The sequence below is a fragment of the Nocardioides seonyuensis genome (assembly GCF_004683965.1).
In the GTDB taxonomy this organism is placed as follows: Bacteria; Actinomycetota; Actinomycetes; order Propionibacteriales; family Nocardioidaceae; genus Nocardioides; species Nocardioides seonyuensis.
On sequence record NZ_CP038436.1, the window covers coordinates 3,286,586 to 3,302,181 of the forward strand.

At 70.6% G+C, this 15,596-nt stretch carries 14 protein-coding genes; 11 read left to right on the forward strand and 3 right to left on the reverse strand.

Features of this window, described 5'->3' with window-relative positions:
- Nucleotides 1-6 precede the first annotated feature (6 nt).
- Nucleotides 7-504 carry a dihydrofolate reductase gene (locus tag EXE58_RS15975; protein ID WP_135268786.1) on the forward strand — a complete coding sequence of 166 codons (498 nt, stop codon included), beginning with the start codon at nt 7-9 and terminating at the stop codon, nt 502-504.
- Between the two features lie 10 nt (nt 505-514).
- Here EXE58_RS15975 and EXE58_RS15980 read toward each other — a convergent pair whose 3' ends face one another.
- Nucleotides 515-1,858 (reverse strand): glycoside hydrolase domain-containing protein, encoded by a 1,344-nt coding sequence (locus tag EXE58_RS15980; RefSeq protein ID WP_167288952.1) that lies wholly within the window; start codon nt 1,856-1,858, stop codon nt 515-517.
- Between the two features lie 147 nt (nt 1,859-2,005).
- Between EXE58_RS15980 and EXE58_RS15985 the strand changes: the two genes are divergently transcribed.
- The 3 genes from EXE58_RS15985 to EXE58_RS15995 are packed head-to-tail and all read left to right on the forward strand — an operon-like array spanning nt 2,006 to nt 3,850.
- Entirely contained in the window at nt 2,006-2,557 is a 552-nt protein-coding gene (locus tag EXE58_RS15985; RefSeq protein ID WP_135268788.1) for an AAA family ATPase, read from the forward strand.
- Between the two features lie 31 nt (nt 2,558-2,588).
- Entirely contained in the window at nt 2,589-3,392 is an 804-nt protein-coding gene (locus EXE58_RS15990; RefSeq protein ID WP_167288954.1) for a DNA/RNA non-specific endonuclease, read from the forward strand.
- Nucleotides 3,393-3,436: 44 nt separating this feature from the next.
- The gene (locus tag EXE58_RS15995) at nt 3,437-3,850 is read left to right on the forward strand and encodes an NUDIX hydrolase (RefSeq protein WP_135268790.1); all 414 of its coding nucleotides are present in this window, start codon (nt 3,437-3,439) and stop codon (nt 3,848-3,850) included.
- Here the strand turns inward: EXE58_RS15995 and EXE58_RS16000 are convergent.
- Both EXE58_RS16000 and EXE58_RS16005 read right to left on the reverse strand, forming a co-directional pair.
- Nucleotides 3,841-4,128 carry a hypothetical protein gene (locus EXE58_RS16000; protein WP_135268791.1) on the reverse strand — a complete coding sequence of 96 codons (288 nt, stop codon included), beginning with the start codon at nt 4,126-4,128 and terminating at the stop codon, nt 3,841-3,843. The genes EXE58_RS15995 and EXE58_RS16000 overlap by 10 nt on opposite strands.
- A gap of 53 nt (nt 4,129-4,181) precedes the next feature.
- The gene (locus EXE58_RS16005) at nt 4,182-4,514 is read right to left on the reverse strand and encodes a TfoX/Sxy family protein (protein WP_135268792.1); all 333 of its coding nucleotides are present in this window, start codon (nt 4,512-4,514) and stop codon (nt 4,182-4,184) included.
- 50 nt (nt 4,515-4,564) lie between these two features.
- Here EXE58_RS16005 and dapA point away from each other — a divergent pair, with 50 nt between their 5' ends.
- From dapA to pgsA, 7 genes are all read left to right on the forward strand, one after another.
- Entirely contained in the window at nt 4,565-5,473 is a 909-nt protein-coding gene (dapA, locus tag EXE58_RS16010) for a 4-hydroxy-tetrahydrodipicolinate synthase (RefSeq protein WP_244242263.1), read from the forward strand.
- Between the two features lie 19 nt (nt 5,474-5,492).
- Nucleotides 5,493-7,178: a ribonuclease J gene (locus EXE58_RS16015; protein ID WP_135268793.1), complete on the forward strand. Its 1,686-nt coding sequence runs from the start codon at nt 5,493-5,495 to the stop codon at nt 7,176-7,178.
- Between the two features lie 70 nt (nt 7,179-7,248).
- Nucleotides 7,249-9,012, forward strand: a complete 1,764-nt coding sequence (locus tag EXE58_RS16020; RefSeq protein ID WP_135268794.1) for a GAF domain-containing sensor histidine kinase — start codon at nt 7,249-7,251, stop codon at nt 9,010-9,012.
- Nucleotides 9,013-9,072: 60 nt separating this feature from the next.
- On the forward strand, nt 9,073-11,664 hold the full coding sequence (locus EXE58_RS16025) for an FtsK/SpoIIIE family DNA translocase (protein ID WP_208544052.1): 2,592 nt from the start codon (nt 9,073-9,075) through the stop codon (nt 11,662-11,664).
- 14 nt (nt 11,665-11,678) lie between these two features.
- Nucleotides 11,679-13,358, forward strand: a complete 1,680-nt coding sequence (locus EXE58_RS16030) for a helix-turn-helix domain-containing protein (protein ID WP_135268796.1) — start codon at nt 11,679-11,681, stop codon at nt 13,356-13,358.
- Between the two features lie 73 nt (nt 13,359-13,431).
- Complete coding sequence (gene rimO / locus EXE58_RS16035) at nt 13,432-14,949, forward strand: 30S ribosomal protein S12 methylthiotransferase RimO (RefSeq protein WP_135268797.1); 1,518 nt, start codon at nt 13,432-13,434, stop codon at nt 14,947-14,949.
- Entirely contained in the window at nt 14,946-15,569 is a 624-nt protein-coding gene (gene pgsA, locus EXE58_RS16040) for a CDP-diacylglycerol--glycerol-3-phosphate 3-phosphatidyltransferase (protein WP_244242264.1), read from the forward strand. The genes rimO and pgsA overlap by 4 nt, the downstream gene beginning before the upstream one ends.
- The last annotated feature ends 27 nt before the right edge of the window (nt 15,570-15,596 follow it).

Here is a 15,596-nt window from a genome sequence, read left to right on the forward strand (position 1 = left end):
CCACCCATGACTCGGCCCCACCAGCGCGTCGTCCTCGTCGCTGCCCTCGCCCGCAACCGCGTCATCGGGCACGAGGGCCGGATCCCCTGGCACCTGCCCCACGACTTCGCCCACTTCAAGCGGGAGACCCTGGGCCACACCCTGGTGATGGGACGGCTCACCTGGGACTCCATCGGGCGGCCCCTGCCCGGCCGCCGCACCATCGTGATCACGCGTGACCTGACGTTCGATCCCGGCCATGACGACGTCCACGTGGTCCACTCGCTCGAGACCGCCCTCGAGCTGGCGGCCGACCTGCCCGGTGACGTGATGGTGGCCGGCGGGGGACAGGTCTACGAGGCTGCCCTGCCCCACGCCACCCACCAGGTCCTGACCGAGGTCGACCTCGAGCCCGAGGGAGACGCCTTCTACCCCGTCTATGCCGCCGAGGAGTGGGTCGAGACCCGCCGCGAGATCGGCGAGGGGCTCGAGTGGGTCTGGCTGGAGCGCCGGCTGACGGCCTGACCCCTGGTTGTCAGCGCCTCCCGTGCTGCAGCGCCGACCATGTGTCGGCCGTGACCACGCCCGTGGCGTCCAGACCGAGACGCTGCTGGAGCCTGCGCACGGCAGTCGCGGTGCGGTCGGTGACGACTCCCGTCGGCTTCACCGACCGGAACCCGGCAGCGCGCAAGGACCGCTGCAGGCGCAGGGCCGGCTGGCCCGCAGCGCCGACCTTCAGCATGGGTGTCGAACCCTTGGCGAAGAGCGCGGTCCAAGTGGCGGCATCGGCCCTTCCCGTGACGCGGAGGTCGTGGCGGCGCTGGAAGGTCCGCACGGCCTTGAGGACGCCTCGGTCGAACTGACCGTCCAGCTTTCCGCGGTAGCGGGCGTTCTTCCTGAGCACGCACTGCAGCGTCTTGGTCCGGACGCCGCGACTGCCGGGCTTCAGTCGCGGATAGGTCCTGAAGTCGACGCGGGTCCTGCCACAGAGGCGGGTGGAGCGAGGAGGCTGCGCGCCGCCGTCGATCTCCATGAAGTTGCGGTCGATGGTGAGCGAGACGCCGCCGTACGTCGCGCTCGTGTGCGCCTCGTACTGGTGGACGCGCTGGCCTTCCCAGCTGCTCGGCCGCACCCACTGCGGGTCGATGGCGACGTCTGCGCGGCCGTTGTACCAGGCGTACCAGACGTGGTCGGGCATCACGTAGGAGCCGGGTGACAGGTTGTCGGCGTTGTCCAGGGCGTGGATGCCGGCAGAGACGCTGGAGTAGACGCCCGAGCGGTAGCCGAGGTCGTGCAGTGCGGAGGTCCAGCCGCTCAGGAAGCGAAGCGCGGAACGTCGGCAGTCGTCGTTCGTGACGTCGTAGCCGCCCTCGAGGTCGTACCACAGCGTGCTGGAGGCGGGGAGGCCGAGCTGCTGCGCGCGAGCCACGGCAGCAGCTGCCTCCGCGCGTCCACGTGCGTCGGCCGCGGCGTAGGAGCCCGCGGGGTTGGCATCGATCAGGTCGCCGTAGAGCGTGTGGCACGCGGCCTGCGGGCCGGCCCAGATCGGCAGGAGGCGCCATCCGCCGGCGCGCTGCCGAGCCACCCACGTGGCGTCGAGGTGCGGCTGGCCGGGGTCACTGGCGGTCGGCCGGCACGATGCCATCGACCCGCCGATGTAGATGCCCACACCGGAGAAGGGCGAGGAGGTCAACCACGCGTCCATCTGCTCCTGGGTCGGCGCGCACCGAGCGTCGAACGCGTAGCCGCTGAAGCCGTCGGGGCGACGTTCCGCGGCTGCGGCAGCCCCCATCGGGAGCAACGTGGCGCAGATGGCCAGCACAGCCACGGCGGCGATGCCGACACGCGCGCGGGCAGTGCTGAGGTGTGCAAGACGCATTGTCTCCCCCGAGATCGTGTGGTGCGCCAGACCATATAGCAGTCCTAGTCCTCGACCCGCCGCGAGGCCACCACCCCCCAGCCCGGTGGTGGAGGGAGGCACGTGTGACAACCTGAAGAGGTTGTCGACCTGCCGGAGGAGCTGGACGTGGCCTGCCTCCTTCACCTCAATGGACCGCCCGGCATCGGCAAGTCCACGATCGCGCGGCGCTACGTCGCCCAGCATCCCGGGGTGCTCAACTGCGACATCGACGTCCTGCGCACTTTGATCGGTGGATGGTCGCAGGACTTCCAGCTGGCCGGATCTCTCATACGCCCGGCTGCCTTGGGAATGATCGAGGGCTATCTGACCAGTGGCCGCGACGTCGTGCTTCCGCAGCTGTTGATCGATCCAGCGGAGATCGCCCTGTTCGAGGCGGCTGCTCGTCGATGCAACGCCCGATTCATCGAGCGGATCCTGATGGATGACCGGGAGTCGTCGGTGGCGCGGTTCAACCGCCGAGCGGAGGCTGACACCCACGCCCCGTGGCACGCCACGGTGCACGCGCTGGTCGCAGCCCAAGGGGGCGACGACGCCCTGCGTGAGCGTCATGCGGCGTTGCAGTCGTTGACAGGAACGCGCCCGGGCGCCGTGGTCATCCAGAGCACGGCCGGAGCCGTCGAGGCGACCTATGACTTGCTTGTCGCCTCCCTCGTCTGAGCCCTCGCCGCCCCTGCGCCAGACTCGAGCCATGGCTGACCTCGGGTACGACCAGGACTTCCTCGGGACGACTCTCGAACCACCCGCGGCCGCGGGCGAGGACGGCGACGCCCTCGACTACACGCACTTCACGGTCTGCATGCACCCTGCACGGCGTCTGGCGTGGTGGGTGGCGTGGAACATCGACGGCCTGACGCTCTTCCCGAGCGACTCGATCTCACGGTCCGGGGAGCGGTTCAAGCTCGACCCCCGTGTCCCGGCCGACGCGCAGACCGGGGAGCGGGCGTACGACGACAACGACCTGGACCGCGGCCACGTCGCCCGGCGCTCGGACCTGCTCTGGGGTGCCACCCTCGCCGAGGCGAGGCAGGCCGGCTCCGACTCGTTCTTCTTCACCAACATCACTCCGCAGCGCGCCGGCTTCAACCAGTCGGGTCGCGGCGGCGTGTGGGGCCTGCTCGAGAACGCCGTCCTGGCCCTCGAAGGGCTCGAAGACCGTCGAGTGACCCTGTTCGCCGGGCCTGTGCTCGCCGAGGACGACCCGGTCTACCGCGACATCGTCCAGCTGCCGCGCGAGCACTGGAAGGTCGTGGCCTACCGGATCGGGGGGCAGGTCAGGCTCAAGGCCTTCCTGCTCACGCAGAGCCTCGACGGCCTCGAGTCGCTCACTCCCGAGGGCTTCCTCGACGACTTCGACACCTATCAGGTGTCGCTCGACCTCCTCGAGGAACGGACCGGCCTCGACTTCACCGCGTTGCACGGCAGCGCCGGGCAGGCAGAGCTGCGCGGTGTGGATCCGATGCTCGTCACCGACCCCGAGCAGGTCACGTGGTGACCACGGCTGCGCGACCGCCCGGCCGAGAAGGGCACACTGCCGCCATGGACCGGACGATCGTGGTGGCGGCTGTGGCGTTCGTCAGGGACGGTCACGTGCTGACCGTGCGCAAGCAGGGCACCAGCCGCTTCATGCTGGTCGGTGGCAAGCTCGAGCCGGGGGAGAGTGCGCTCGAAGCCGCGATCCGCGAGACCCGCGAGGAGGTCGGCATCGAGGTCGCGGACCTGGTGCTCCTCGGGGAGTTCGTCTCGGAGACGGCCAACGAGCCGGGGCACGAGCTGCACTCGACGGTGTTCCTTGCCCGCAAGGACGTCGCAGCGGAGCCTTCTGCGCTCGGCGAGATCGCCGAGCTTCGCTGGACGGACATGGCGGCAGCCGCAGCAGGGGAGTACGACGACCTGGCGCCGATGCTGGAGCACCACGTCCTCGCCAAGCTGCGTGAGCCCGCTCAGGAGTAGCGGTGGCTCTTGGCAGCGTGGCCGTGCTCGCGGGTGCAGGTGCGGCCGCTCATGTTGCGGTGGCCGCACAGCGCGGGCTCGTCGACCGCTGCCTTCCCGTCGGTCGAGGCAGCGCCCGGGGAGCCCGGCTCGGCCGCGGGAGGGGTAGGCGGCGCCACGGGGGCTCGCTTCCGCGCCGCAGCGGCGGACTTCGCCGTGTCGGGCGTGCCCTCGGAACGCTTGGTCATCGCGGCGTAGCGCGCCTCGCGCATGGCGCGCAGGTTGTCCATCTTGCTCATCGTCGGCTCACAGGGGTGAGCCTAGGCGCTCGCACCCACAAGGCGGCGGACAGTCACTTGGCCGGCAGGCTGAGGGCGCGTGCCACACCCCGGTCCACCCACTCCTGGAGGTGCTCGTCCTCCACGAGCGCGGCGGTGTCGACGAGCAGCCAGCCGCGGGTGACGCGCCCCTGCATCTCCATCGGGCGCACGGCCTCGCCGTCGATCCACGCCTCGCCATCGTCGGGATGCACGCGCACCATGAGGTCGGCCGTGCTGCTGGCTGCGAGGGCCATGTTGCCGCGCACCATGAACCCCAGCCCGCCGAACATCGCCCGTTCGCTGACGTCGTCCACCCCAGCGAGCAGCGTGCGGACCCGGTCGGCGAGCACGTCGTCGTACGTCATGGCACGGAGTATGGCGTGACCACCGGACGCGGAGCGATAACCTGACCTCCATGACGTCCCCCCAGGCCATGGACGGCGCTGCCCCGTTCGGCCGCCTCCTCACCGCGATGGCGACGGCGTTCGACGACGACGGTCACGTCGACCTCGACGCCACCGCCCGCATCGCGGTCCACCTGGTCGAGCACGGCAACGACGGTGTCGTGGTGAGCGGCACGACCGGTGAGTCGCCGACCACGACGGTCGAGGAGGACGTCCAGATCCTGCAGGCGGTCAAGGACGCGGTCGGGGACCGGGCGCACGTGATCGCCGGGGTCGGCACCAACGCGACGGCACACTCGGTCGAGCTGGCCAGGCAGGCCGCCAAGGTCGGGGTCGACGGCATGCTGCTCGTCACTCCCTACTACAACAAGCCCAGCCAGGCCGGAGTGCTCCACCACTTCCGCAGCGTCGTCGAGGCGGCTGACCTGCCGGTCATGCTCTACGACGTGCCGGGCCGCACCGTCACCCGCATCTCCCTGGAGACCTACGAGGCGATCCGTCGTTGGGACACCGTCGTCGCGGTCAAGGACGCCACCGGCGACCTGCCCGGCGCCTCCCGCCTGGTCGACATGGGCTACGCCGTCTACTCCGGCGACGACGCGGCCACGCTGGGCTGCCTCGCCTACGGCGCCTGCGGCCTCGTCAGCGTCGTCGGGCACGCGGCAGGCAGCCAGCTCAAGGCCATGATCGAGGCGTTCCTCCGGGGTGACCACGCGGAGGCCCTGCGCCTGCACCAGACGCTCACGCCCGCCTTCGACGCCGTGATGGGCGTCCCCAACTACGGCGCCACCACCGCCAAGGCCACGCTGCAGCTGCTGGGCGTCCTCGACAACCGCAACGTCCGCGGTCCCCTCGTGCCGCTCACCGACGACGAGGTCGACGCCCTTCGGGCGGGCCTCGCTGCGTCGGGACTTCTCTGACCCCCTCACTAGGAGCACCTTGAGCCACCAACACCCCGAGCTGTCCGCACCGGCCCCCCTGGCCCCCGGAGGGCTGCGCGTCACCCCCCTCGGCGGTCTCGGCGAGATCGGTCGCAACATGACGGTCTTCGAGTACGACGGCCGCCTGCTCGTCGTCGACTGCGGGGTGCTGTTCCCCGAGGACCACCACCCCGGGGTCGACCTGATCCTCCCGGACTTCGAGCCGATCCGTGACCGCCTCGACGCCATCGAGGCACTCGTGCTGACCCACGGCCACGAGGACCACATCGGGGCCACGCCCTACCTGCTGCGCGAGCGCGGCGACATCCCGCTCGTCGGCTCCCAGCTGACCCTGGCGCTGCTCGGCTCCAAGCTTCGCGAGCACCGTCTCAAGGAGACCGTCCACCACGTGGTGAAGGAGGGCGACCGGATCTCGTTCGGCCCCTTCGACCTGGAGTTCGTCGCGGTCAACCACTCGATCCCTGATGCCCTGGCGGTGGCCATCCGCACCGGCGCGGGCATGGTGCTCCACACCGGCGACTTCAAGATGGACCAGCTGCCCCTCGATGGCCGGATCACCGACCTGCGCGCGTTCGCCCGGCTGGGGGAGGAGGGGGTGGACCTGTTCCTGACCGACTCCACCAACGCCGAGGTGCCCGGCTTCACCACGGCCGAGAAGGACATCTCCCCGGTCCTTGACCGGGTCTTCGCCAAGAGCGACCAGCGCATCATCGTGGCGTGCTTCGCCTCCCACGTGCACCGTGTCCAGCAGATCCTCGACGCCGCCGTCGCCCACGGTCGCAAGGTTGGCTACGTCGGACGCTCGATGGTCCGCAACATGGCCATCGCGCAGGACCTCGGCTACCTCACGGTGCCTCCCGGGGTGATGGTCGAGGCCAAGGAGCTCGCCGACCTCCCTCCGCACAAGCAGGTGCTGATCTCCACCGGCTCCCAGGGTGAGCCGCTCAGTGCCCTGAGCCGGATCGCCCAGCGCAACCACCACTTCGTGCACATCGAGGAGGGCGACACCGTCGTCCTCGCCAGCTCGCTGATCCCCGGCAACGAGAACGCCGTCTACCGCGTCATCAACGGCCTGTCGCGCTGGGGCGCCAACGTCGTGCACAAGGGCAATGCCCTGGTCCACGTCTCCGGGCACGCCAGCGCGGGTGAGCTCCTCTACTGCTACAACATCGTGCGGCCTCGCAACGTGCTGCCCGTCCACGGGGAGATCCGCCACATGCGTGCCAACGCCGACCTGGCTCGTGAGGCCGGGGTCGAGAACGTCGTGCTCGGCGAGGACGGGGTCGTGGTCGACCTCGTCGACGGCGTCGCGGCGATCGCCGGCAAGGTCGAGGTCGGCTACGTCTTCGTGGACGGCTCCACGGTCGGCGACGTCAGCGAGTCCTCGCTCAAGGACCGGCGGATCCTGGGCGAGGAGGGCTTCATCTCGGTCATCCTCGTGGTGGACACGGTGCAGGGGAAGGTCGTCTCCGGCCCGGAGATCCACGCCCGCGGGTTCGCCGAGGACGAGTCCACCTTCGAGGAGATCCGGCAGCCGATCATCGATGCGATCGCCGAGGCGGTGCGCGAGGGAGTCGACGACAGCCACCAGCTGCAGCAGACTGTCCGGCGCGTGGTCGGACGCTGGGTCAACCGCACCCACCGGCGGCGCCCGATGATCATCCCCATCGTCATCGAGGCCTGATCTGGATTCGTGAGCGAGGCAGCTCGCCGCACTCCTAGACTCCTCGACAGGAGGCCGGAGGGGGTGGGGCATGACGGACAACCTGGGCGCGATGCGTCGCCTGTCCGAGCTGATGCGTCGTGTCAACGCGTCCACCGACACCCAGGACGTCCTCGAGGAGATCGTCCACGGAGTGGTCGAGGTCCTCGGCTACGGCGTGGCTGCCATCGCGCGCATCGAGGGCGACGTGCTCGTCATGACGAACGTCGCCGGCCCACCTGAGGTCATCGAGCAGATCCTGGGCCGCCGTACGCCCTCGGACCAGATCATGGACGAGTTCCGCCAGGCCGACCGTTGGGGGATCCTGCGCTACGTCCCGCCCGGACGGATGACGGACGCCCGGCTGAGCGCTGCCTGGATCCCCGAGGTCGAGGTCAGCGAGAGTGACGATGCGTGGCACCCGGAAGCGGCGCTCTACGCGCCCCTCTACTCCGCCACGGGCGAGCTGCTGGGCAACATGGCGGTCGACCTGCCGCCGGGCGGCCGGATCCCCGACGCCGACGACCGCGAGCTGCTCGAGATGTTCGTCGTCCAGGCGGGACTCGCGCTCTCCAACGCCCACAGCCGCGAGCGGCTGACCGAGCGGGTCCGCCTGGGGGAGATGGTCAACGAGATCGTCCGCGCAGGAGGCAAGAGCAACCTCGACGAGATCATCAATCGAGTGGTCATCGCGCTCGCCGACGGCCTCGACTCGATGCAGGCGTGGGTGCTGTGCTTCCCCGACGAGGGGCGGGGGCCGGAGCACGGTGCCGGCCACCCCATCCGCTACCCGGTCGGGCAGGACATCCCAGGGCTGCGGCGGGACCTCGTCGAGCCGGAGCTGGCGCGCGAGCCGGTGGAGGTCACGCGTCACGACGGGTCGCAGCGGGTGCCGCGGAGCCGTGCCGACCTCCAGAGCGTGATGGACTGGCTCGGTGCGGAGCGCGTCGTCATCTGCCCCATCACGACCCGCCAGCATCTCCTCGGCTACATCGTCCTCGCCTTCCCGGCCGAGCGCCTGGCGCTCACGTCGGCCGAGCGCGACGCACTGGGCGAAGTCGGTCGCGAGCTCGGTCGCATCGTCCACCAGGCGCGCGTGCTGGAGACCGAGCAACGCCTCGTCGAGGAGCTCCGCGAGCTGGCCCGCTACCGCAGCGAGCTGATCGCCACGATCTCCCACGAGCTGAAGACCCCGCTCACCGCGATCATCGGCCACGCCGAGCTTCTCGAGGAGCGGCAGCCCGGCCTGACCTCGCTCGACGCGATCATCCGCAACGGCCAGCGCCTCAACCGGCTGATCGCCAACCTGCTCCACTACTCCAAGGTGACCGGGCGCCGCGAGGTCGTGCGATCGGCCGTGGACCTCGTCGAGCTCTGCGAGGCGAGCATCGAGCTGCTGTCCCTGCGCGCAGCCCAGGCCGGGGTCACCATCGTGTTCGAGAAGCCGTCCGCCCCCTCGGTCGTCTTCGGTGACGCCGAGGAGCTCGGCAGGGTCGTCGACAACCTGGTGGACAACGCGGTCAAGTACACCCCCGAGGGCGGCCGGGTCACCGTCGGCCTCGACGTCGGACCCGAGAACGTCACCGTCTTCGTCACCGACACGGGGCTCGGGATCTCCGAGGCCGATCGCAGCCACGTGTTCTCGGCATTCCACCGTTCGACCAACCCGGACGCGCTCTCGGTGCCGGGCACGGGCCTGGGCCTGCCGATCGCGGCGCGGATCGCGCAGGCGCACGGAGGCGACATCACGGTCGAGTCGACCTTCGGTGCCGGGAGCACCTTCCGGTTCAGCCTGCCCCTGCGTTCCTCGCCCTGACCGCGACACGCGCCGGTGTGATCCATGTGGCTGGTGTGACTCTCCCGTAGGGTCACGAGCATGGCGACCCGTACGTCTTCCCCGCCGGGGTCGCGGAGTTCGAGCAGCTCTCGTTCCAAGAGCTCGAGCACCCGATCACGGAGTACCAGCAAACGCCCCAGCGCTTCCTCGAAGGGCCGGAGCCGTTCTGGCGCGTCCGCGCGCCGACCCGCTCCGCGCGCCGTGCGCACCGGGCCGGGTCCTGTCTCGCGCACCTTCGGTGCCGCTGGACGTGCGGGCGCCTCGGTCTGGCTGGGTGCTGCCCACGCAGTCGGCGCCGTGGCCCGGTCGATCGGACAGTCGGCCCGCGACCTCGAGCCCGAGCACCGCCGCGACGGGGCCGGACTCTTCATCCTGGGCCTGGCCGTGGTCGTGGCGGCTGCGGTGTGGTGGCAGCTGCCCGGGAGCGTCATGGAGTTCGCCCGATCGATGACCGCCGGCGCTGTCGGGAAGGTCGGCTGGCTCGTCCCGCTGTTCCTGGTCTACGCAGGCTGGCGCACCCTCCGCGACCCTGAGCGCAACGGCCCGGCCGGTCGCCAGGTGATCGGGTGGACGGCGTTCGGGCTCGGTCTCCTCGGCATCGTCCACATCGCCAACGGCAACCCCGAGCCCCAGCTCGGTGACGCCAGCAACCTGCAGGAGGCCGGCGGGGCGGTGGGCTACGTCACCTCGAGCCTGCTCCTCGACCTGATGCAGACGTCGTACGTCGTCGTGCCGCTGCTCGTCCTGCTGGCGTTCTTCGGGGTGCTGATCATCACTGCGACCCCCATCTACCAGATCCCGGCCCGCCTGGGCGCGCTGCGCGACAAGGCGCTGGGCAGGACGCCTGCCCCGGAGGGGGCCGAACCTGCCGCGCTCGGGCGGTCGCGGCGCCATGCCCGCACGGACGACGACGACATCGACCCCGACATGGGCGACCCGGCCTACGACAGCCCGGTGCTGAGCGACCGCGAGCTCAAGAAGCGGCGCCGTCGCAAGGTCGCGACGGACACCGACTCCGAGGACGGCACCGACGTCGGCGTCGACCTGTTCGCCGATGCGCCGACGGAGGTGACGCCGGTCGTCGTGGACGACTCCGAGCACGCCGAGCCGCCCCCGCACACGCCCCTGCCGGAGCGCGTCGAGCAGCTCGCCCTGTCGGGCGACATCGCCTACTCGCTGCCCGCCAACGAGGTGCTCAAGGCAGGGTCGGTCCACAAGGCCAAGTCCAAGGCCAGCGACGCCGTGGTCGACCGGCTCACCCAGGTCCTCGACGACTTCGGCATCGACGCCCAGGTCACTGGCTACACCCGTGGCCCCACGGTCACGCGCTACGTCGTCGAGCTGGGATCGGCGGTCAAGGTCGAGAAGGTCACCGCGCTGTCGAAGAACATCGCGTACGCCGTCGCCTCCGCCGACGTCCGCATCCTGAGCCCGATCCCGGGCAAGTCCGCGATCGGCATCGAGATCCCCAACACCGACAAGGAGATCGTCTCCCTGGGGGACGTGCTGCGGTCCAGCACGGCGCGAGCCGACCACCACCCGATGGTGGCGGGCCTCGGCAAGGACGTCGAGGGCGGGTTCGTGGTCGCGAACATGGCCAAGATGCCGCACCTGCTGGTCGCCGGCGCCACCGGCTCGGGCAAGTCGTCGTTCATCAACTCGCTCATCACCTCGATCCTGATGCGTTCCACACCCGACGAGGTGCGGATGATCATGGTCGACCCCAAGCGGGTGGAGCTGAACGCCTACGAGGGCGTGCCGCACCTGATCACCCCGATCATCACGAATCCCAAGAAGGCTGCCGAGGCGTTGGCATGGGTCGTGCGCGAGATGGACATGCGCTACGACGACCTGGCCAACTTCGGCTTCCGCCACATCGACGACTTCAACAAGGCCGTGCGAGCCGGCAAGGTCGAGGTTCCGGCGGGCAGTGAGCGCAAGCTGACGCCCTACCCCTACCTCCTGGTCATCGTCGACGAGCTGGCCGACCTGATGATGGTGGCGCCGCGCGACGTGGAGGACTCGGTCGTGCGCATCACCCAGCTGGCCCGCGCAGCCGGCATCCACCTGGTGCTGGCCACCCAGCGACCGTCGGTGGACGTCGTCACGGGCCTCATCAAGGCCAACGTGCCGTCCCGGCTGGCCTTCGCCACGTCCTCCCTCGGTGACAGCCGCGTGATCCTCGACCAGCCCGGGGCCGAGAAGCTCGTGGGCCAGGGCGACGGACTGTTCCTGCCCATGGGAGCCAGCAAGCCGGTGCGCGTGCAGGGGTCGTGGGTCACCGAGGCCGAGATCCACCAGGTGGTCAAGCACTGCAAGGCGCAGCTGGAGCCCACCTACGTCGAGGACGTCACAGCCCCGCAGCAGTCCAAGCGCGAGCTGGACGACGACATCGGCGACGACATGGAGCTGGTCGTCCAGGCGATCGAGCTGGTGGTGTCGACACAGTTCGGGTCCACCTCGATGCTGCAGCGCAAGCTGCGCGTCGGGTTCGCCAAGGCCGGCCGCCTCATGGACATCCTGGAGAGCCGGGGAGTCGTCGGGCCGAGCGAGGGCTCCAAGGCGCGCGACGTGCTGGTCAAGCCCGACGAGATCGATGCCGTGATCGCCACGCTGGAGGGGGGAGCCTGATGGGATCCGACGCCATGACCGCAGCAACGACGCAGGACCAGGTCGAGGACACCAGGTCCGAGGACGAGCGTCCCGACGAGTCGCTCGCGCTCGTCGCGGACCCCGTCGAGGTACGCCGTCACGCCGGCACCGCGGCAGCGGTCGGGCTGACTGCCGCTGCTGTCGGGATCGCCTACTTCGCGCGCGCCGCCCAGACCGGGGCACTGCTCGACTGGCTCCTCGCCGTCGTCATGGGCGCCTTGGGCGCCTACTGGCTGGCGGGCTTCGTCGACGCCCGCACGCCCCTGCTGGTCCTGGACGCGCAGGGCGTACGCATGCGGTTGGGTCGGCGCTGGCACGGCCTGCCGTGGAGTGCGGTGCACCACCTGGAGCACACACCGCGTCGTGGCCCGCTGCGCGACGGACGCCTCGTGGTCGTCCCCCACAACGAGGAGCTGCTCTTCTCCGGGCTGGACCGTCTCGGCCGCTGGCAGGCGAAGGTCTCACGCCGGCTCCACGGCTCGGCATTCGCACTTCCGCTCGGGCTCTCGACCAAGGTGACAGGAGCGCACGCGGGCCTCACCGCGGCGCTGTCGGCCATCGCGCACGACCGTTGCGACGTCGTCCAGGTCGAGGCCTCGGCGCGCCCGACCGAGGCGGCAGGCACGGCTTCGGAGCCCGGCGTCGAGGCGCCTGAGCAGGGCGAGCTCGCCGACGAGCCGGGTCCGGTCCCGCCGGAGCCGGAGATCGTCGCCAGCGCGACGCCCGTGCCGCTGCGCGACTCGAGCGCCGGACGACGTTCCGAGGTCCACCGCCAGGTCGAGGCGCCCGAGGACGCCGACGCTCCCGAGGCGGAGCAGGGTCGCGAGCTGCGTCGACCCGGAAGCGTGAGCCTGGTCGAGGAGACCCAGGCCTGGGGCGACCGCGTGCGTCCGATCGCCCGCGCCGGCGAGTCCGTCGAGCCGCTGGTCATCGACGAGTTCGAGATCGAGCCGGCCGAGGACCCCGTGATCGGGCCGGAGGTCGCGGCCGCGCGGACCCGCCTCGGCCTCACCATCGACCAGCTCGCTGACCGCACCCGCATCCGGCCCCACGTCATCGAGTCCATCGAGGTGGACGACTTCGAGCCGTGTGGTGGTGACTTCTACGCTCGCGGGCACCTGCGGACGCTGGCTCGCATCCTCGGTGTCGACGCGGCCCCGCTCCTGGAGTCCTACGACGAGCGCTACGCCAGGGCACCGATCAACCCGCGCCGCGTGTTCGAGGCCGAGCTGGCGACGGGCGCCCACGGCTCCATCCGTGGCACCCGAGGCGGCCCCAACTGGTCCCTGCTCGTGGCGGTGGTGATGGCGCTGGTGCTGTGCTGGTCCGTCGCGCGCCTGGTCATGGACACCCCCGCCGAGCTGCGCAGCGAGACACCGGTGCTCAACGGCTCTGGTGGCCCGGACGGCGTCGGCAGCGCCCCCTTGGCCGACCCGGTGCCGGTCAAGGTGGCTGCGGTCGCCGGCGGAGCGCACGTCGTCGTGCGCGACGGGGCGGGCGAGATCGTGTTCAAGGGCAACCTTGCGGCGGGGGAGACCAAGGACCTCGACGCCTCGCCCCCCGTCCGGGTCGACTCCACAGACGGTGCCCTCACCGTCAGCCTCGACGGCGGGGAGGCCAAGCCGGTGGGCGAGCCCGGGATCGCGGGTCAAGGGACGTTCGTGGCGCACTGAGCGCCCCGGGTGAGCGCGCTCACCTGCTCGTGCATGCGACGACTCGGCGCCCCACCCGGCATACTCAGGCGCGATGACCACCGACACCTCCACGCCGACGGCCCCCGCCCCGAGCCACCCCGGTCCGGGACCAGGCCAGCCGCTCCACGTGGCGGTCGTGACCCTGGGGTGTGCCCGCAACGAGGTCGACTCCGAGGAGCTCGCCGGTCGGCTCGAGGCCGACGGCTTCGTCCTCGTGGACGATGCCGAGGACGCCGACACGGTCGTGGTCAACACCTGCGGGTTCGTCGAGGCGGCCAAGAAGGACTCCGTCGACACCCTCCTCTCCGCGGCGGACCTCAAGGCATCTGCCGGCCACGGAGGTCGTGCCCAGGCCGTCGTGGCCGTGGGATGCCTGGCGGAGCGCTACGGCAAGGACCTCGCCGAGTCACTGCCCGAGGCCGATGCGGTGCTCGGCTTCGACGACTACCCCGACATCGCGGCCCGGCTGCGCTCGATCGTCGCTGGGGAGGTCCATCACCCGCACACGCCGTCGGACCGACGCCTCCTGCTGCCCATCTCGCCTGTGGACCGTGACGCCTCGAGCATCTCGGTGCCGGGGCACGCCGACACCTCCGACATCGGCACCGGTGCGCCGGCGACCGGACCCCGGGCTGTGCGGCGCCGTCTCGACGCCGGACCCATGGCGCCTCTCAAGCTGGCGTCCGGGTGCGACAGGCGCTGCTCCTTCTGTGCCATCCCGAGCTTCCGGGGCTCGTTCGTGAGTCGTCGGCCCAGCGACGTGCTCGCCGAGGGTCGGTGGCTGGCGACCCAGGGTGTTCGTGAGCTGTTCCTGGTCAGCGAGAACTCCACGTCCTACGGCAAGGACCTCGGCGACCTTCGGCTCCTGGAGACGATGCTGCCCGAGCTCGCGGCGATCGAAGGCATCGACCGGGTCCGGGTCTCCTACCTCCAACCGGCCGAGACGCGGCCCGGCCTGATCGAGGCCATCGCGACCACGCCGGGCGTCGTTCCCTACTTCGACCTGTCGTTCCAGCACGCGTCGGCGACGGTGCTGCGCCGGATGCGTCGCTTCGGCGACCCCGAGAGCTTCCTCGGCCTGCTCGAGCAGGTCCGCGCCCTCTCACCGGCGGCCGGCGTCCGCTCCAACGTCATCGTCGGCTTCCCCGGCGAGACCGAGGAGGAGCTGCAGGTCCTGTGCGACTTCCTCGTCGAGGCGCGCATGGACGTCACCGGTGTGTTCGGCTACAGCGACGAGGACGGGACCGAGGCGGAGTCCTTCGACGGCAAGCTCGACGAGGACGAGGTACGCGCCCGCACCGAGCACGTCACCGCCCTGGTCGAGGAGCTCAACGCCCAGCGCGCCGAGGAGCGCCTCGGTGAGACCGTGTCGGTGCTGGTCGAGAGCCTGGACGTCGAGGACGGCGAGCCGGTCGTCGAGGGCCGGGCAGCCCACCAGGGCCCCGAGGTCGACGGCACCACCACGCTCCTGGACACCCCGTCCGGGATCGCCGTGGGGGACGTCGTCAACGCGACCGTCGTCGCCACCGACGGCGTGGACCTCGTCGCGCAGGTCGGGGGCCAACCGTGACGACCCAGTCCGAGGTGTCCAACCTCAACATCGCCAACGTCCTGACCACGCTGCGCATCCTGATGGTGCCGTTCTTCGCGTGGGCCCTGCTGCACGACGGTGGTGACAACGCGACGTGGCGCTGGGTCGCGTTCGCGCTCTTCGCCGTCGCCATGATCACCGACAAGATCGACGGTGACCTCGCCCGCAAGCACAACCTGATCACCGACTTCGGCAAGATCGCCGACCCGATCGCCGACAAGGCCGTGACCGGGATGGCCTTCATCGGCCTCTCCATCGTCGGGGACGTCTGGTGGTGGGTGACCGCCCTGGTGCTGCTGCGGGAGTGGAGCGTGACGCTTCTCCGGCTCAGTGTCGCCAAGGACGTCGTGATCGCAGCGGCGCAGAGCGGGAAGGTCAAGACCGCCCTGCAGGCACTCGCCCTGGCCGGTCTGCTCTGGCCGCTTCCGCACGGCGAGGCCCATGGAGGAGCCTTCGACTTCTGGCCTGGTCCGACGGGTGAGTGGCTCTTCTACCTCAGCCAGGTGCTGCTCGCGGGGGCCGTCGCGATGACCCTCTGGTCGGGCTATGAGTTCTACCGCGAGTGGTGGCGCCAGCGGAGGCTGGCCGCCCACGCCTGACCTTGCTGACGGACCGACATCCGGCGT

Coding starts and splice junctions, on each gene's coding strand:
- EXE58_RS15975 (WP_135268786.1), top strand. CDS start 7: ATGACTCGGCCCCACCAGCGCGTCGTCCTCGTCGCTGCCCTCGCCCGC.
- EXE58_RS15980 (WP_167288952.1), bottom strand. CDS start 1,858: ATGCGTCTTGCACACCTCAGCACTGCCCGCGCGCGTGTCGGCATCGCC.
- EXE58_RS15990 (WP_167288954.1), top strand. CDS start 2,589: ATGGCTGACCTCGGGTACGACCAGGACTTCCTCGGGACGACTCTCGAA.
- EXE58_RS15995 (WP_135268790.1), top strand. CDS start 3,437: ATGGACCGGACGATCGTGGTGGCGGCTGTGGCGTTCGTCAGGGACGGT.
- EXE58_RS16000 (WP_135268791.1), bottom strand. CDS start 4,128: ATGAGCAAGATGGACAACCTGCGCGCCATGCGCGAGGCGCGCTACGCC.
- EXE58_RS16005 (WP_135268792.1), bottom strand. CDS start 4,514: ATGACGTACGACGACGTGCTCGCCGACCGGGTCCGCACGCTGCTCGCT.
- dapA (WP_244242263.1), top strand. CDS start 4,565: ATGACGTCCCCCCAGGCCATGGACGGCGCTGCCCCGTTCGGCCGCCTC.
- EXE58_RS16020 (WP_135268794.1), top strand. CDS start 7,249: ATGACGGACAACCTGGGCGCGATGCGTCGCCTGTCCGAGCTGATGCGT.
- EXE58_RS16025 (WP_208544052.1), top strand. CDS start 9,073: ATGGCGACCCGTACGTCTTCCCCGCCGGGGTCGCGGAGTTCGAGCAGC.
- EXE58_RS16030 (WP_135268796.1), top strand. CDS start 11,679: ATGACCGCAGCAACGACGCAGGACCAGGTCGAGGACACCAGGTCCGAG.
- rimO (WP_135268797.1), top strand. CDS start 13,432: ATGACCACCGACACCTCCACGCCGACGGCCCCCGCCCCGAGCCACCCC.